Genomic DNA, 15,431 nt, shown 5'->3' with positions numbered 1-15,431 from the left:
CTGGTAATTGTTCAGGCGGACAAAGATAACTAACACATTAAAACGCCGGAGTTAACTATCTGATGTATTCAAATATACCTGCAGCCCCCATGCCCCCTCCAATACACATGGTCACCATGCCATACTTGGAATCTGGTCTTTTTTTCATTTCAGCAAGCAGCTTTGCAGTCAGCATCGCTCCCGATGCCCCAAGAGGATGGCCTAATGAGATGGCGCCTCCATTAACATTCGTTTTGGTCATATCTAACCCTGTCTGTCTGATAGAGGCCACCGTTTGTGCTGCGAATGCTTCATTTAGTTCGATTAAATCCATATCATCAACCGACAGGTCAGTTAATTTTAACACATCCGGAATGGCATAAGCCGGACCAATCCCCATGATTTTTGGATCAACACCCGCTGCCTTGAAGCCCACGAATCGTGCAATCGGTGTGACGCCTAATTCTTTAACTTTGTCTCCCGACATTACAACCACAAATCCTGAGCCATCGGTAAGCGGGGCAGATGAACCGGCTGTTACGGTCCCATCGGCTTTGAACACAGTGGGCAGCTTCGCTAGATCCTCCATATTGGTATCAGGGCGCACCAGTTCGTCCGTGTCAAATATATCTTTTGTTACCACTGGGCCGTCATTATTGTACGTGACCTTAGTTACATTAATGGGAATAATCTCGTCATCGAACTTTCTTAAATCCTGGGCATTTTTAGCACGCTGATGACTTTGAACAGCATAAGCATCCTGATCTTCCCGGGAGACGTTATATTTTTCAGCCACCATCTCAGCCGTCAGCCCCATTGGATAGGATACTCCGGCCTCTTCCTCCTGGAGGATTGGACTGTTGACCGGCTCATTTCCTCCCATCGGAACGGCACTCATCAGTTCAACTCCGCCGGCTGCTATAATATCTGCCTGGCCAGACACAATCTGATTAGCCGCCATCGCGATCGTTTGAAGTCCTGAAGAACAATAACGATTCACAGTCTGGGCCGGAACGTCTTCCGACAGCCCAGCAAGCAGCGCAATCGAACGTGCGATATTTTGCCCCTGCAGCCCTTCAGGAAAAGCATTACCAACGATAACGTCCTGTACCATATTTGGATGGAATTGACCACCTACCCGGTCCAATACTCCTTTTAGTACCTGTGCTGCAACTTCATCAGGTCTTTCGTGAGCCATAGCACCACTTAACTTTCCTTTAGCTGAAGCAGAACGTCCATAAGCTACTATATACGCATCTTGCACTGACTTTCACCCTTTCTTTGCCACCACAATTTTTAATTTCGTAAAGGCTCGCCTGTAGCCAGCATATGAGTAATTCGCTCGTACGTTTTTTCGTTTTGTAACAGCATTAAGAATTTTTGTTTTTCAAGCTTTTGAAGGTATTTTTGATTAATATAGGTGTTACGCGGAAGGTCTCCTCCGGATAAAACATCGGCAACACTTAAAGTGATTGTATAATCATGAGCACTTATGAAGTTTCCGACACGCTGGGCATCCAGCTGGCCTTGAGCGAGTGCTTTATAATCTCTGCCTAAAGCAAAATAGGTCAATTTCGGCCGGGGAACATAATTTGTCTCTACTTCAAACTGTGCTCGTTTTAATGCTATTTCTACTCTTTTCTCTGTATTCAATATAATGGAATCGGTTTCTCTTAGATAACCATACCTGAGCGCTTCATAAGCGTTCGTTGATACTTTTGCGAACCCTACATTCGTCAGTACCTTCGTCATCGATTCCTGTTTGTCGTTGTGCTTATGGCTCGTTCCGAGAATCCGGTCCGCCATTTCAGCAAGGCCGCCACCGCTAGGAAGGAGTCCCACTCCTGCTTCCACAAGCCCCATGTACGTTTCACTTGCCGCTACTACGACCGGTGAATGAAGGACCAATTCACAACCGCCACCTAAAGCTTTCCCGTGGACGGCTGTCACAACGGGCTTAAGTGCATATTTAAGGCGGCTGAAGCTCTCGTGCAGTTTTTCAATTGCAGGCCCAACGATCTCTTCCACTTTGTTTTCTTCATGTGCTTTTTTCATCAGATATAGGTTGGCACCTACACTAAAATTGTTTCCTTCTGCATAGATGACCATGCTCGAGTAATCCTCGTTTTCTAAAATATCGATAGACTCGATTAAATCATCAGCAAAGCCATCGGTAATAATATTATTATTACTTTGCAGCTTCAGTAACAGCTGGTCTCTATTTGCCACAGAAAGGCTGGAGTCTTCCCTGTTCCATAGTTCACGCTCTGTAAACGCTGATACAGGAGTCACACGCTCAATCGATTCACCTTCAGAATAAAATGATGTGCTGCGTTTTTCTATCCATTCCGGTAATGGCCCCAGCTCCCGCTGCATGCGTTCCTTAACGCGCTCGAATCCCATCAGGTCCCATAGCTGGAAGGGCCCTTTTTTCCAGTTGAACCCCCACACCACGGCACGGTCTATATCCTTAAAATCCGTTGCCGCTTTTGGCACATTCAAAGCACAATAGTAGAAATTGTTTCTAAGGGTTTCCCATAAGAACCTGCCCGCTTCATCTTCAGCGTTGTAGATGATGTCCATATTTGACTTCAAGTCTTTACTGAAGCTGTTCAGCAGCTCAAAATCAGGCTGCTTTGGCTGTACATATTCATTGCTTTCAGGATCAAAAACCAGCAGTGATTTCTTGTCCTTCTTATAAAAACCCTGCTTGGTTTTCCTACCCAGCGCACCCTGTTCCATCAGTTTTCCTGCAGTACTTGTCTCGTGGAAAAAATCCTGTTCTTCCGGATCCTGCCGCAGGCCCTTGATGACGGTTGTCGCAATATCAAGCCCTACCAGATCAACAAGCCCATACGTCCCGAGACTTGGCCTTCCGATACCGCGTCCCGTAAGTGCATCGACTTCCGCAATGGACAGGCCTGTTTTCTCTGCACGATACATAACATCGTTCATTGTCTGTGTCCCTATCCGGTTAGCAACAAATGCAGGCACATCGTTTGCTATGATGACACCCTTGCCCAGCACATCTGCAGCAAAGGCCTGGACTTTATTTGTGACTTCAGGGGACGTATTAGATCCAGGGATCACTTCTACCAGCTTCATAACCCGGGGCGGGTTGAAGAAGTGCATGCCGAAAAATCTTTCCTGCTCCGAATCATTAAAGACTTGGGCTATTGCCTTTATGGGAATACCTGAAGTATTTGTGGCAAATAACGCATCATCTTTGGCAACACGTCTCACCTGATCCCAGATGCTATGCTTTATTTCCACTTCTTCCTTTACCGCTTCAATAAAAATATCCGAGTCATCCTGCCCAGTTAAATCCTCTGTAAAATTGCCATAAGTCAAATTAGAGGCGAAGTTTAAATCAAATAACTGCGGCCGTTTTGGATCAGTAATCATATCATATGATTTTTTGGAAATCTTGTTTGGATCGCTCTCATCAACTGCTATGTCCAGCAGCTTCACCTTTAAACCTGCATTAACCAAAAGGGCGGCAATTTGACTGCCCATTAACCCCGCGCCTAAAACGGTTGCTTTTCTCATCGTCATGAAATAACCTCCATATTTCTGAAATTTATTTAGCCGCTCCCTGCAGTTATATAAATGCAGAATCCCCTGTTAATGCTCTCCCAATAACTAAGGCATTAATTTCATGAGTGCCCTCGTAGGTGTAAATGGCTTCGGCATCAGAGAAAAACCTCGCGATATCATATTCGGCAAGAATACCGTTGCCACCTGTAACGGCTCGTCCCATTGCAACAGACTCCCTTAATCTTAAGGCGTTCATCATTTTTGCGGTTGAGGTTGCCACTTCATCATATTCCCCGTTCCCCTGCATCCGGGCAAGCTGCGCAGACAGACTCATTGCATGGGATAGATTTCCCTGTATCATTGCCAATTTCTCCTGAATTAACTGGTATTTGCTGAGTTCTTTGCCAAATTGTTTACGTTCGGTCACATAATCCAGAGCTGCCCGAAGGGTCCCGGCTATCGCTCCTGTCGCCATATGGGCCACGCCAGCACGTGTGGAGTACAGCACTTTCGCAATGTCTTTGAAGCCATTAATATTTTGCAGCCTGTCTTCCTCTTGGACGACGACGTTGTTTAAGTGAATATTAGCATTCGGGACAATTCTCAAAGCGATTTTATTTTCAATAACATCCATATCCACGCCGTCCTGATCAGGCCGAATAATAAATCCCTTTGGTTTACCTGTATCCACATCTGTAGCAAAAACTGGTATAACATCCGAAATATGGGCTCCGCCTATCCATTTTTTCACACCGTTTATTACCCATTTATCACCCTCGCGCTTAGCCGTAGTTGCTAAACCACCAGCTACATCCGACCCGTGTTCAGGTTCGGTTAAAGCAAAGCAGGTCCTCAGTTCGTGAGATTGTAATTTCGGCACATAATACGCCACTTGTTCTTTGCTTCCGCCAAACAGGAACGCATTGTGTCCTAAACCCTGATGCACGCCCATCAAAGTAACTAATGAAACATCAAACCTTGCCACTGTATATAACATGAAAAACTGAAACAGCTGACTCGTCGTCCGTTCACCCTCCCGCCCTTCAAACAGCAGAGGGTTATTGAAATAATTCAGTTTACCCATATCGTTAAAAAAATCTTCAGGCACTGTTGCATTAGCCCAGTGATCATTAATTGAATCCCGGTATTTTTCTTCCAGCAGATCATTGAGTTGTTTTAAAAACTGAACTTCTCCTTCAGTTAACTCTTTAGAAATATTTAATAAATCTTCAGGATATAATTCTTTTATCAGTGCTTGTTTTTCAGCCATAGTATAGCCTCCAGTATATTCTGATAGCGCTTTCAAAAAATCGCTTAAAACAATTCGTTTTTCTGATTTTCTTCCTGTGCTTTTTGATTCACCATTTTTTGTAATTCCAGTCTGTCAGGCTTCGCGGTGGAGTTTAATGGTATATCCTTCACTTCCAGATACATTCGCGGTATCTTGTAGCCGGCCAGGTGCTCTCTCACATGTTTGTCCAGTTTGGCTTCGAAATCCGGATCGTCCTCTTTCAATTGCACTACTGCAGAAACAGATTCTCCAAATTCAGGACTTTCATATCCTACTACCACCGTTTGCCTCACAAGCGGATGTTCTGCTAATACACCCTCCACTTCGGAAGGCAGAACATTTTCTCCCCCGGTAATAATGAGTTCCTTTTTCCGGTTGATGATAAAGATATCTCCATCTTCATCCTGCCTGGCTAAATCACCTGTTAAGAAATACTCGCCTGCAAATGATTTTTCTGTTTCTTCCGGTTTGTTCCAATAACCTGGAGTAACGTTTTTACCGTTGATGGCCAATTCCCCAATTTCACCAGTTTCAACATCGTTGTGATTTTCATCCAGCAGGCGCACATTCATATACATAACAGGCTTGCCAATACTCATTGGTTTTTTTATTGCATTATCAGGTGTATTAACCATAACAAGTGGAGCTTCAGTTAAACCGTAGCCATTGACTAATGTGTAACCCATACTTTCAAATTTTTTCTGTACAGCCGGAAGCGGTGCAGAACCGCCCTGTATTAAGAACTCAACATTTTTGAAGCCCTGAATATCAAAATTGCCAGCTGCCAGCATGCCATAATACATGGTTGGTATGAGCATTAAATAATCGGGCTGGTATTTTACCATCAGATCATTTAATTCCTTCCCGTCAAAATAGCGGTGCAGAATCAATGTTCCGCCAGCCATTAATAACGGCAGCGACAAATCATTAAATCCCAGTACATGAAACATTGGAGTTGATACTATCGTTGTATAACCGGCATGTGTTTTATACGTCAACGCGGTATTGATCATGTTATTAACAAACGACTCGTAGGTGAACATAACCCCTTTTGGTAATCCTGTGGTCCCGCTCGTATATATTAAAGATGCAAGGTCGTCGCTTTCTACATCGACACTTTTAAACGGGCGGTGGTTTTCAGGATTAACAATGTCATCATACTCCGGGGAATCGATATCCATATGAATCAACTCTTGAGGGATTCCTCTCAGAGACTCCAGATGATTGGAGGCGTAAAAAATCAGCCTGGCATTAGAATCCGAAATAATGCTCTCAATCTCTAAGGATTTCAGCCGCCAGTTAATAGGTAGGAAAACGGCCCCCAGTTTAAACGAGGCGAACAGCAAATCCAGTATTGCCACGTCGTTAGGTGCGAATATACCGACTACATCCCCGCGTTTTACTCCCTGATCCTGCAAATAATTCGCTAAATTCTCTGCCCGGATGTTTAAATCCTGATACGACCATTCTGTACCCTTGCCCGGATCAATAATTGCTGCTTTCACTCTGTCAAAATCTGATCTTGTTTTAATCCAATCATAATTCATATTTATCTTCTCCTTTATCAATATGATTCCGATGTTGGATCGATTGCTTCAATTCCCCCCAATCATTTTGATAAATATGTTGGTCCATAATTTTCAACTCGTCAGAAATAATAGGATCAAAATCCACCTTTGATAGAATATCCCTCTGTAAATCCAGCCCCGGACTGATTTCAATTAATTTTAAGCCTTCCTCCACCAATTGGAATACAGCGCGTTCAGTTACATAAAAAACCTGTTGATTCAGTTCTCTCGAATACGCTGCGTTGAAATCTACACTTTGTACATTTTTTACAAATTTATGCGAGTGGCCTTCCTGTTCAATGATCAACTGGTTATTTTCACAACAAGACTGGCTGCCCGCAACCAGAGTTCCCGAAAAAATAATAGTCTTCACAGTTTGACTTATGTCTATAAACCCGCCACTTCCGCTCCTTTTATTGCCAAAACAAGAGACATTTACGTTTCCCCACCGGTCGATTTCCGCAAAACTGAGATAGGCTATGTCATGGCCGCCATGATATATAAAGTCCCATGTCAGCTCATGTCGCATTCTTGCGTCGAGATTATAGTTCATTCCAAAACGGTCTTTACTGCCAATAATTCCTCCGAATATGCCGGTATCAATATTAAGCTGAACCAAATTCTCCGCCTGCTCTTCTATTAATACATTTGGCAGCTCATTATTTATACCAAATCCAATACTGACTACATCCCCTTCACTTAAAAACTGGGCAGCCCGCCTTAAAATAATTTTACGGGAGCTAAGCTTCATAGGCTGCTCCTGTATATTACTCACCCGGTAATGACCTGATAAAGCAGGATCATAATAAGTCTGCATCACCTGCTTATGATATTCAGGGTTTTCGTTTATAACAACGTAATCCACGAGTTCACCGGGAATAAACACATCATGAGGGGGAAAGCTGCCGCTTTGAACAATTTCTTTAACTTGAACAATCACCTTTCCGCCATTTTGATGGGTGGCGGCCGCTACACTGTATCCTTCTCCCAAATGGGACTCATGAGTCATAAAAATATTCCCTTTTTCGTCAGCGTAAGTTCCCCGTAAAAGAGCTGTATCAATGCCAGGAAAGTCATAGTGTAAATATTCTTCTCCTTTGATTTCTAATACAGAGACTAAGCGCTCGGTGGTGACATCATTAACCATTCCGCCTGAATTTCTAGGGTCAACACTTGTATTTAAACCTATTTTTGTAATCATCCCCGGGGAGGAAACGGACTGATTCCGATATTGTACGGCGAGAATTCCCTGTGGGAAAAAATACGCTTCAATTGCGTTATTTTTAATCGCCTCAATAGTAGCTGGTGAGGCTGTGAGTAAACTCGTTATTAACCGTTTAATCATCCCCCGCTGAACGAAAGCATCAAGATCAATCCCGCCCTCGTAATCACTTATATCATTTGCCATGATAAACGTAAGGTTATCCGGGCTTCCCATTTCATCGTATTGCTCCACTACATGTTTTAATATTTCTGCTGGTAAATTTCCGACAGATAAAGCTGCGACGGAAATAATATCTCCAGGGGTAATAATGTTTTTCAAATCATTGTATGAAATAACTTGCATGTCCCAACCTCCCTACAGTATTTATCCTGCTATACCTTCACCATAAATGTACCCCCTTCTTTATCCTCATCCTACAGTTTTAAATTTATCATTTTATACAATAAATGTAAACGGTTTCAAAATATGCTTTATGGAAATAATTCAAAATTTGCTGTCTGATATGTCCATTTTGAGAAATAGTAGTGATCGAAAGATAACGATGGATAACCCCCCCAAAGATTGGGTATGAAGACATTGAGGAATTTTTAGGAATTATGCCCATTAAAAAGGAGAAGTAACCATGGCCATGTCTCGAAGCGCTTTACCGAAACGAAAATTATACCCGCTTGTGACGGCCGGGATGTTGCTGATGGCTGTCGTTCTTCTGCTAATAGCTCTTGATTACACCAGCCTTGGATTGCTGTTGTTAGGCTATGGCATAGGCATTCATGCTCTTATCCGAGGGGTTTTGGAATGGACGGAAAGCATTCGTACCTTCTACTGATGGTGGTTGGCGGGAGGGATTATTCTTTTAGTGATGATCTTTTTCCACTTGTTTCCCTGACGAGGCTGGGAAGAAGCATGTGTAAGGAGGTGCAGAAATGAAAGTTTTCTGTATGATCATTGGGATCTGTGTACTGACGATGATCCTTCAAGTAGGGATTAATGGCATAAATAATCTGTTGGATGGCCAGAACTTTTGGACGCACTGGACCGATCGAATCGAAATGGCATTGGGCCTGGGAGTGATCCTCGGGATCGGGGCATGGGTTCGTCGAACATTTCCCCTGAAGGAACAATAGAAAACGTATTTCATATGTTCCAATTACTTCTATCTACAAGTAAAGAAGCAATATTATATTCTTTATTACTCTCCGTTCGTAAAGACTGCTACGTCATCCACCATTGATACGCTATCATGACAGGTGCCAGACATATGAACGTTCCTCCTGCGACCCTCCAGTCGTACCAATAATCATCTTTATTATCGCTTTCTTTCTTCCATAAGTACGTTCCGAACGTCATATACAACAAGAAAAGAGGAACAACAACGAATAGAAGGGTCAAATGAATCGGAACTCCTCCAAGGTTAGTAATGGAGAGCAAAAGAAAAACGATAATAATGGCAAACCACCGCGTTACTTTTTGATGAGTATTATTCGCATAGTGTTTGGAGCGCTCCTGCCCATTGCGTTTCACATACCATCGCCGTGTCATATTCATCATTAAGGACATAACGGCCCCTATCAACAATAAGCTCGAGAACAGTTCCACGATAAACCATAGGTTTTCATCCATTAGGCTTCTCCCCTGCTGTTTTTTTATAATAACAATTAATAATATGATCTCTAGGTGCTTTTACACCTAACAGAACATCTAAAGATTATTCCAAAATTAAAATCGTCTGAAAATCTTAAATTATGGACCACACACCAAACACCCCATTTTGCCTCTGGAAATGGAGTGGTATGGTGGTGCCCTCTCCTCCCCGTTAAAAATATGTAAAATAACCCTGAAAGTGATTGGTAACTAACCCTGTAAAGCTAAAGGGTGCCTTTTCCCTATATTTCAAAATAGTAATTTTTAAGTAACGCTCTATGCTAAACTGGATAGCATAAAGACAATAAGCTATTCAAATTAAAAGGAGTACTTCCGAATATATTCAGTCGTATTAGGAGGTTGAATTCATTGGACAGTTCATCAGATGAAACGAAGATAATCATTCCCGAGGGGTGCGGTAATGCCCCAAGAAAACAAATAGTGATCGATTTTACAGTGGCAGTATTAAAACAGCGGATTGAAATTATTAAGCAATATTCGGATGAATCTATTACATGGTACCAGTTAAAAGACAAACAAAAAATAGAAGGGCGGGGTTCATTAATTGCTGCTTTGCAGAATGAAAATAGAGCAGGCATTGACTGTATCGAAATTTATCAAGTAATCACACACGGGAAATTCGCTTCAATAAACGGGTTAATTTCATTAACAGATGACACAAAAATTGATTTTTGCGAGGTATACGTATTTAGCAGCACGGCAAAGTCTGGAAAAATAAGAGAAATAAAATCATATAGATTGGAATCATTGAATTAAAAGGTTTAATAATTCACAAATAGTTATAGAATCGCAAAGATAAACGCTCTATACGAAAGGAGAGACATATGCGGTGTTCCCCCATTCGATGGTTTATGCTAAACGATAACGAGCTGAGGCATAGCTCGGTGCTGTGTTCCTCTCTCTGAAGGATTTGATACTTATGACTTCACCCAATCGAATCGCTCCCCCCATTCACGCAGGAGGGTTCTTTTTCTCTCTACCAGAGCATCTCCGGGATCTTACTTGTGATGATTCTTCTCACCCTGCCAGGTTTGGCTGCGGCGCTCCCTTCCCTAAAGCGGAAGAACCATGTTTTTCTTGATCTTTTATATCATTCCATTTATAGAATAAGTAATAGGTTTGCTTCTGCTCCTCAAAAAAGTTAGAGAAGATTGCTCACCAGGAGACCCGGAAAAAGATACCCACGCCAGGTTTTTTGTGTGGTTATATCTATGGACGTGGCGGAAAAAATACATAATACATGCCCATAAAAGGACTAGCCATTAAAACGAGACCAAAAATATAAACAAAAAAATCCCAGTCTCCCGTTTTTATGCTATAAGCCACATACACAATGGTATAGACAGTAAGTACAACGTATATAGTTCTTTTCATGAATGTCTTCAGGCGCATGATCTACCCAGCTCCTTATAAACTAATCGCTTAGAAAAAAAGCGTTTACCCCAGGCCTCTAAAAAAACATGTCCGCAAGAATTAAAATGCCTATAAAAATAGGGGTGCTGATCGCTAATAAAACGCCCAGCCCCATTAATAAACAGCTCTCGATGGCAAAGGCAACCAGAGCCGCTACCAGACCGGTGAAGAATGTTACGCTTACAGTAACCATAAATGCCTCTTCCATGAATGTAAAATAATAGGAAGCTAAGTCCGGAGATAAATAATACTAAAAAGTAAAAAATCGTTTTAATTCTTCTAATTATTATTCTCTGACAAGACCAATATGCCGGTTAACTTTAAAGAAAAAAGGTGCAAATGCTTGCAGTACTACCACATATTAAATGCACCCAGATGTTTTTCAGTAAAAAGAGGCCAGCTTGCCCGACTGGCCTCTTAGTTATTTATTTTTAATAAGTGGGAACAACACTTAGATTAAATAAACTTTTTAATTTCTGTGGCGAACTCCCTCGGCGCTTCCTGAGGCACCCAGTGGGCTGACTGGTTTATTCTGACCAGCCGGCTGTTTGGCAGGTCCTTCTCCAGCATCTCTCCTGTTTCCACCGGCTGCCACGGGTCCTGGGTCCCCCACAGCATAAGCACAGGATGCTTGATCTCGGAAAGCCTATGAGTAATAGAAGTAGTATGATTTGTGTTCAGGGCCGCCGCATTACGTACAAGGCTGAGCTTGCCTTCTTCATGTAAATATGGAGCCATGATTCCCTGTAAGAAGGTGTCCGTCAGCTGATCCTGCTGGGCAAATACGCCTTTATAACCCTTCGAGAGAAAGTCTTCCATGTCCTGAAGAGATTTGTTCTTCCACGACGGGTGTCCGACCATCAGCATTTCTTCAATCGGCCAGGAGTCGTAAGCGACGGTGTTGGAAAGCACCAATTTATCGATTCGTTCCGGCTCTTCAAGAGCAAGAATTAACCCGACACCTCCCCCGATATCATGAGCCGCTACATGCGCCTGTTCAATCTCCAGATGTTCCATAAGCCTGATAACCAATTTCGCCTGCACATGAAGCGAGCGGTCAAAGCGGTCTCGCTGGTCGGAATAGCCATAGCCCAGAAGGTCCGGGACGATCACCCGGTAATTATCCTCCAGCTCCGGAATGACAGCCTGATACAAATACGACCAGGTCGGTATGCCGTGCAGCAGCACGAGCGGCGGGCCTGAGCCTGTATCTGTATAATTCACTTTCACTGCTTCGTCCACGATGCCTTCCAGCATGACAGATCGTTGATGTTGTTTAAATTCCTCTTCTGTTGTAGTTTGATTTGGCTTCATGTTTTTGCCTCCTTAAGCATTTCTTTACACAACCCTAATTTCAGAGTAATTAATAACACGGTATTATTCAGTAAGGCATAAGCAAAAATAACCTCCTTTAAAAGATTTTCTCCTTTGTTCTTCCCGTATACTCCTATTCTTAAATATAAGTCGGTTACATTTTTAACTGCGGGCACTCACGAAAAAGCCTTCACGCTGTACTACTGGAGAAATTTGTTTCATAGCTTGATGCTGCATAGTTTCTGTTAAATAATTGTTTTCTTCTCCTTTTATAAAATTTCACCGGTCCTTAAGAACCTTCTATCAGTTTTTCGACACATTTCCCCTGCTGTTCTCATCAATTTCTCATTTTTTTATAAAGAAGGACTCATCTCAGTCTCTTATAATAAAGGCAGAATCAAAAAACGGGAATAAATCATCCCCGGGATGCTCCAAGAGCACTCAAAAATAAAATTACCTTATTTAAGGAGGACTTCATATGAAATGGAAACTGGAAGAAGCATTTCAGCGCTTGAATAAACATGCCGGCGAGGATGTATCTACGTTCTTAATTCAGGGCGATCCAGCTTTTTTGTATTTGAACGCCAAAGAGGAGCAAAAATTGCAGGATGTATTCTATTTTTTCCGGGAGGAAAACCTTGTGCATATCGAGCCCATTGACGATCATTCCCGTCGCGGGCTTCAAGCCCATGTGGTTCTTGAAGCTATTCCTCTGCCGCGATTGATACAGGTTTGGGAAGAGGCAGAGCCTTCGTAGCATATGTAATGAAACATCTTAAGGGTTGGAAATAAGATACTAATGAACGGTTTTGTCCAGATAGTATAACCGCTTTTTTAAATTCTTAAATGTAAGCATAGAAATAGAAGCGCTCCAGCTATAAATGCAGGAGCGCTTCACCTTAATGGTTAAAACTTTATAAATCTGTTAAATGCTTGCTTTCTTGGCCTTTAAATTTTCCATTATTTCTTTATGACCTTATACCAGATCTCCACCTGCTGGTCGGTCTCAATGGTGCGCAGCTTTTCGAGATGAATTTCATGGCCCTCCAGGTGCTCAAACAGCCGCAGTCCCTGACCGAGTATGATAGGCGCAAACGCGACCTGCAGTTCATCCACAAGCTTTGCCTTTAACAGCTGCTGGCCGATATCCGCCCCGAGCACCACGACGTCTTTTTCTCCGGCTGCTTCTCTGGCCTGTTGGACCGCGCTTTCAATGCCGTCTGTCACGAAGGTAATTGTAAGGTTCTGATTTTCCCTGGGATGCTTCGCCGGCGGACGGTGCGTCAGCACAAACAACGGCACCTGAAATTCATAATCATCCGCGTAGGCATCCGGGTCCGGGCTTTCATCAAAGCTGTTCCGCCCCATCACTACAGCTCCCGTGTTAGCCATCGCCGTTTCAATCGCTTCATTCGGCTCAAAGCTGGCATAAATCTTTCCCATCTCTCCGTGGCGGTCGTTAACATACCCATCCAGCGATAAAATCATGCCCAGACATACCTTTGCCACGATCTTCCCTCCGTTTCTTTTTTTATTCTTTTCTCCCTTGCCTTCCTAAAATCCTTTCAAATTATTAATATAGAAGCTGGAATAATAACTTTGCCGAATGGCACAATTTTTAATATGACACGCAGTTGTCCTGTTTTGCATGGTACAGTAAATTCAACAGGAGGAAAGGAGAACATAGTCGATGGAACAATGTTTATGGCCGCAAAACAGTGAACTCTTGCAAACGTACCATGATGAAGAATGGTGCAGACCGAGCCGGGATGACCGGTACATCTTCGAGATGCTTACGCTGGAGGGGGCGCAGGCCGGCTTATCGTGGAGTATTGTATTAGCGAGACGGGAAGCGTACCGCTCCGCCTTCAACAACTATGACCTCGAATACTGCGCCGGGCTTACAGACACAGACCTGGAAGCCATCAAAGAGAATTATCAAGTCATCAAGCATTTTTCGAAGCTTCAATCGGTCCGTTCCAATGCAGAGGCGGTATTAAAAATACAAAACGAATTCGGAAGCTTTGCCGATTTCCTATGGAGCTATGTGGATTTTAAACCGATGATAAATAGCTGGTCAGCTGACACGGAAATCCCTGTCCAGTCCCCTTTATCCGTCAGGATCAGTAAGGATCTAAGAAAAAGAGGATTTAAATTCATAGGCCCGGTGATCACTTATTCTTTTCTGCAGGCGATCGGCATGGTGGATGACCATATTACGTCCTGCAGATTCCACACGTCGAATATTGACTAAAGCGGCGCTCATCGGGCCTATCACAATGCCTTATGAAATGATGACCCGCAGGCAGCCATCTTAAAGCAGCTTGCTGTCACTATAAATAAATGTATTCAGGCCAGCCAGGAGCAGCCTGTCAATATAACCGGTTTTATTGCATTCTCTGCGGGGAATTCCCAAAACAAATATGGTAGCAATGGATGGATACTACCACCACTCCATAAGCCAGAAAAAGAGCCTCAGCCTTTTTCTGGCTTATTTTATTTTGGGAAAAATTTCAACCCAGTCTTATACTACTTCCATTCAGAAAGAAGGGACCAGTTTGAAAAAGCTGTTGCTGTGGGTTCTGTCAGGGCCCTTGCTTGCTAGTGCTGTTTTGGGGTGTACAAGTGAAAAAGATGCCCCGCAAACTTCAGATGCTGAAGAGCTGGCCGGGCAGCAGGAGGAGTTATCCAAAGATGACGTGGAGGAAGATCCCTTTCCCCAGCCGGAGCCTCAACGGGAAAACTCCTTCTCTCCCACGCCGGCGGGGCAGGAGGCTGAAAGGATTCGCGGCGAGCTTTTAATGAATAGCGCCCAGATCAGGCTTCCTGCCCGTTTCCCGGACCAGCAGGCCCGCTATGTCCAGGGATCTGTGGCTTCCAATAATTCCACTACTTACAGTATCCAGTATCATACCAATAGCGGGAAGCCTCTCGCCCACGTAACAGCCGCCCAGTACTTGGATCTCGAGGAGGCCTCCAGAGAGATTGAAACTTTCCGGGAAGGCAAAAACGTTGATCCCGCCAGGCCGGGGGTTAAGGCGCTTCAGGATGGATTATCCGGACACGCGCAGGAGGGCGTCGATCAGTATCATTACAGCGGGAAGCAGGGGCCGTGGCTGGTGAGCCTTTCTTCCTCATCTTCGGATAACCTCAACCATACAGAGGTGCTCCGTCAAATAGCAGAATACCTCAAGCATCATCCCCTCCCCGACTCTGCCGAGCAGGGAGTCGTCGATATCTATTACGCCCCGTCCCGTGATGATGTAACCGTAGATATCCGCTGGCGGGAAGGAAAAACTGTTTATGCTGTACGCGGCAGTCTTCCTCCCGTGGAGGCTCTACAGCTCGTAAATTCCATGAAATAAACATGTTTCACTCTGCCAGTGCCCAATAAAGTAATCGTATAAAAAAGGGACTGCGCCGTATGTGGCCCAGTCCCTTT

General features: G+C 43.6%; 15 protein-coding genes. 6 read left to right on the top strand and 9 right to left on the bottom strand.

The window, feature by feature from the left end; all coding sequences use genetic code 11:
- Positions 1-55: 55 nt before the first annotated feature.
- Genes B5066_RS12970 through fadX form a run of 5 tightly spaced genes read right to left on the bottom strand, consistent with a single transcriptional unit; the run spans position 56 to position 7,942 of the window.
- Positions 56-1,243, bottom strand: coding sequence for a thiolase family protein (locus tag B5066_RS12970; protein ID WP_079476322.1), 1,188 nt, complete (start codon positions 1,241-1,243; stop codon positions 56-58).
- Between the two features lie 32 nt (positions 1,244-1,275).
- Positions 1,276-3,534: a 3-hydroxyacyl-CoA dehydrogenase/crotonase FadB gene (gene fadB / locus B5066_RS12965; RefSeq protein WP_079476321.1), complete on the bottom strand. Its 2,259-nt coding sequence runs from the start codon at positions 3,532-3,534 to the stop codon at positions 1,276-1,278.
- Between the two features lie 46 nt (positions 3,535-3,580).
- Positions 3,581-4,786, bottom strand: a complete 1,206-nt coding sequence (gene fadE / locus B5066_RS12960) for an acyl-CoA dehydrogenase FadE (RefSeq protein ID WP_079476320.1) — start codon at positions 4,784-4,786, stop codon at positions 3,581-3,583.
- Positions 4,787-4,830: 44 nt separating this feature from the next.
- Positions 4,831-6,354, bottom strand: coding sequence for a long-chain-fatty-acid--CoA ligase FadD (gene fadD / locus B5066_RS12955; protein WP_079476319.1), 1,524 nt, complete (start codon positions 6,352-6,354; stop codon positions 4,831-4,833).
- Positions 6,344-7,942 (bottom strand): fatty acid degradation protein FadX, encoded by a 1,599-nt coding sequence (fadX, locus tag B5066_RS12950; protein WP_079476318.1) that lies wholly within the window; start codon positions 7,940-7,942, stop codon positions 6,344-6,346. Before fadX ends, fadD begins: the two co-directional genes overlap by 11 nt.
- A 280-nt stretch (positions 7,943-8,222) precedes the next feature.
- Between fadX and B5066_RS12945 the strand changes: the two genes are divergently transcribed.
- Both B5066_RS12945 and B5066_RS12940 read left to right on the top strand, forming a co-directional pair.
- The gene (locus B5066_RS12945) at positions 8,223-8,426 is read left to right on the top strand and encodes a hypothetical protein (RefSeq protein WP_079476317.1); all 204 of its coding nucleotides are present in this window, start codon (positions 8,223-8,225) and stop codon (positions 8,424-8,426) included.
- Between the two features lie 97 nt (positions 8,427-8,523).
- The gene (locus tag B5066_RS12940; RefSeq protein WP_079476316.1) at positions 8,524-8,724 is read left to right on the top strand and encodes a hypothetical protein; all 201 of its coding nucleotides are present in this window, start codon (positions 8,524-8,526) and stop codon (positions 8,722-8,724) included.
- 88 nt (positions 8,725-8,812) lie between these two features.
- On the opposite strand, the gene B5066_RS12935 is transcribed toward B5066_RS12940, so the two are convergent.
- On the bottom strand, positions 8,813-9,220 hold the full coding sequence (locus B5066_RS12935) for a DUF4181 domain-containing protein (protein WP_079476315.1): 408 nt from the start codon (positions 9,218-9,220) through the stop codon (positions 8,813-8,815).
- A gap of 390 nt (positions 9,221-9,610) precedes the next feature.
- Between B5066_RS12935 and B5066_RS12930 the strand changes: the two genes are divergently transcribed.
- Positions 9,611-10,018 (top strand): hypothetical protein, encoded by a 408-nt coding sequence (locus B5066_RS12930; RefSeq protein WP_079476314.1) that lies wholly within the window; start codon positions 9,611-9,613, stop codon positions 10,016-10,018.
- Between the two features lie 694 nt (positions 10,019-10,712).
- On the opposite strand, the gene B5066_RS16795 is transcribed toward B5066_RS12930, so the two are convergent.
- Both B5066_RS16795 and B5066_RS12920 read right to left on the bottom strand, forming a co-directional pair.
- Positions 10,713-10,868 carry a hypothetical protein gene (locus B5066_RS16795; protein WP_179124107.1) on the bottom strand — a complete coding sequence of 52 codons (156 nt, stop codon included), beginning with the start codon at positions 10,866-10,868 and terminating at the stop codon, positions 10,713-10,715.
- Between the two features lie 263 nt (positions 10,869-11,131).
- Complete coding sequence (locus tag B5066_RS12920) at positions 11,132-11,989, bottom strand: alpha/beta fold hydrolase (protein ID WP_244897370.1); 858 nt, start codon at positions 11,987-11,989, stop codon at positions 11,132-11,134.
- 478 nt (positions 11,990-12,467) lie between these two features.
- Here B5066_RS12920 and B5066_RS12910 point away from each other — a divergent pair, with 478 nt between their 5' ends.
- Positions 12,468-12,746, top strand: coding sequence for a hypothetical protein (locus tag B5066_RS12910; RefSeq protein ID WP_079476311.1), 279 nt, complete (start codon positions 12,468-12,470; stop codon positions 12,744-12,746).
- A 203-nt stretch (positions 12,747-12,949) separates the two neighbouring features.
- Here B5066_RS12910 and B5066_RS12905 read toward each other — a convergent pair whose 3' ends face one another.
- Positions 12,950-13,498, bottom strand: a complete 549-nt coding sequence (locus B5066_RS12905; RefSeq protein WP_079476310.1) for a dihydrofolate reductase family protein — start codon at positions 13,496-13,498, stop codon at positions 12,950-12,952.
- A 181-nt stretch (positions 13,499-13,679) separates the two neighbouring features.
- Here B5066_RS12905 and B5066_RS12900 point away from each other — a divergent pair, with 181 nt between their 5' ends.
- Positions 13,680-14,243, top strand: coding sequence for a DNA-3-methyladenine glycosylase I (locus B5066_RS12900; RefSeq protein ID WP_079476309.1), 564 nt, complete (start codon positions 13,680-13,682; stop codon positions 14,241-14,243).
- Positions 14,244-14,547: 304 nt separating this feature from the next.
- Complete coding sequence (locus tag B5066_RS12895) at positions 14,548-15,354, top strand: hypothetical protein (protein ID WP_143745435.1); 807 nt, start codon at positions 14,548-14,550, stop codon at positions 15,352-15,354.
- Positions 15,355-15,431: the final 77 nt, after the last annotated feature.

This window comes from Marinococcus halophilus, assembly GCF_900166605.1.
Taxonomy (GTDB): Bacteria; Bacillota; Bacilli; order Bacillales; family Marinococcaceae; genus Marinococcus; species Marinococcus halophilus.
The sequence above is the reverse complement of the archived record's forward strand: the minus strand, read 5'-3'. Positions and strand labels throughout refer to the sequence as shown.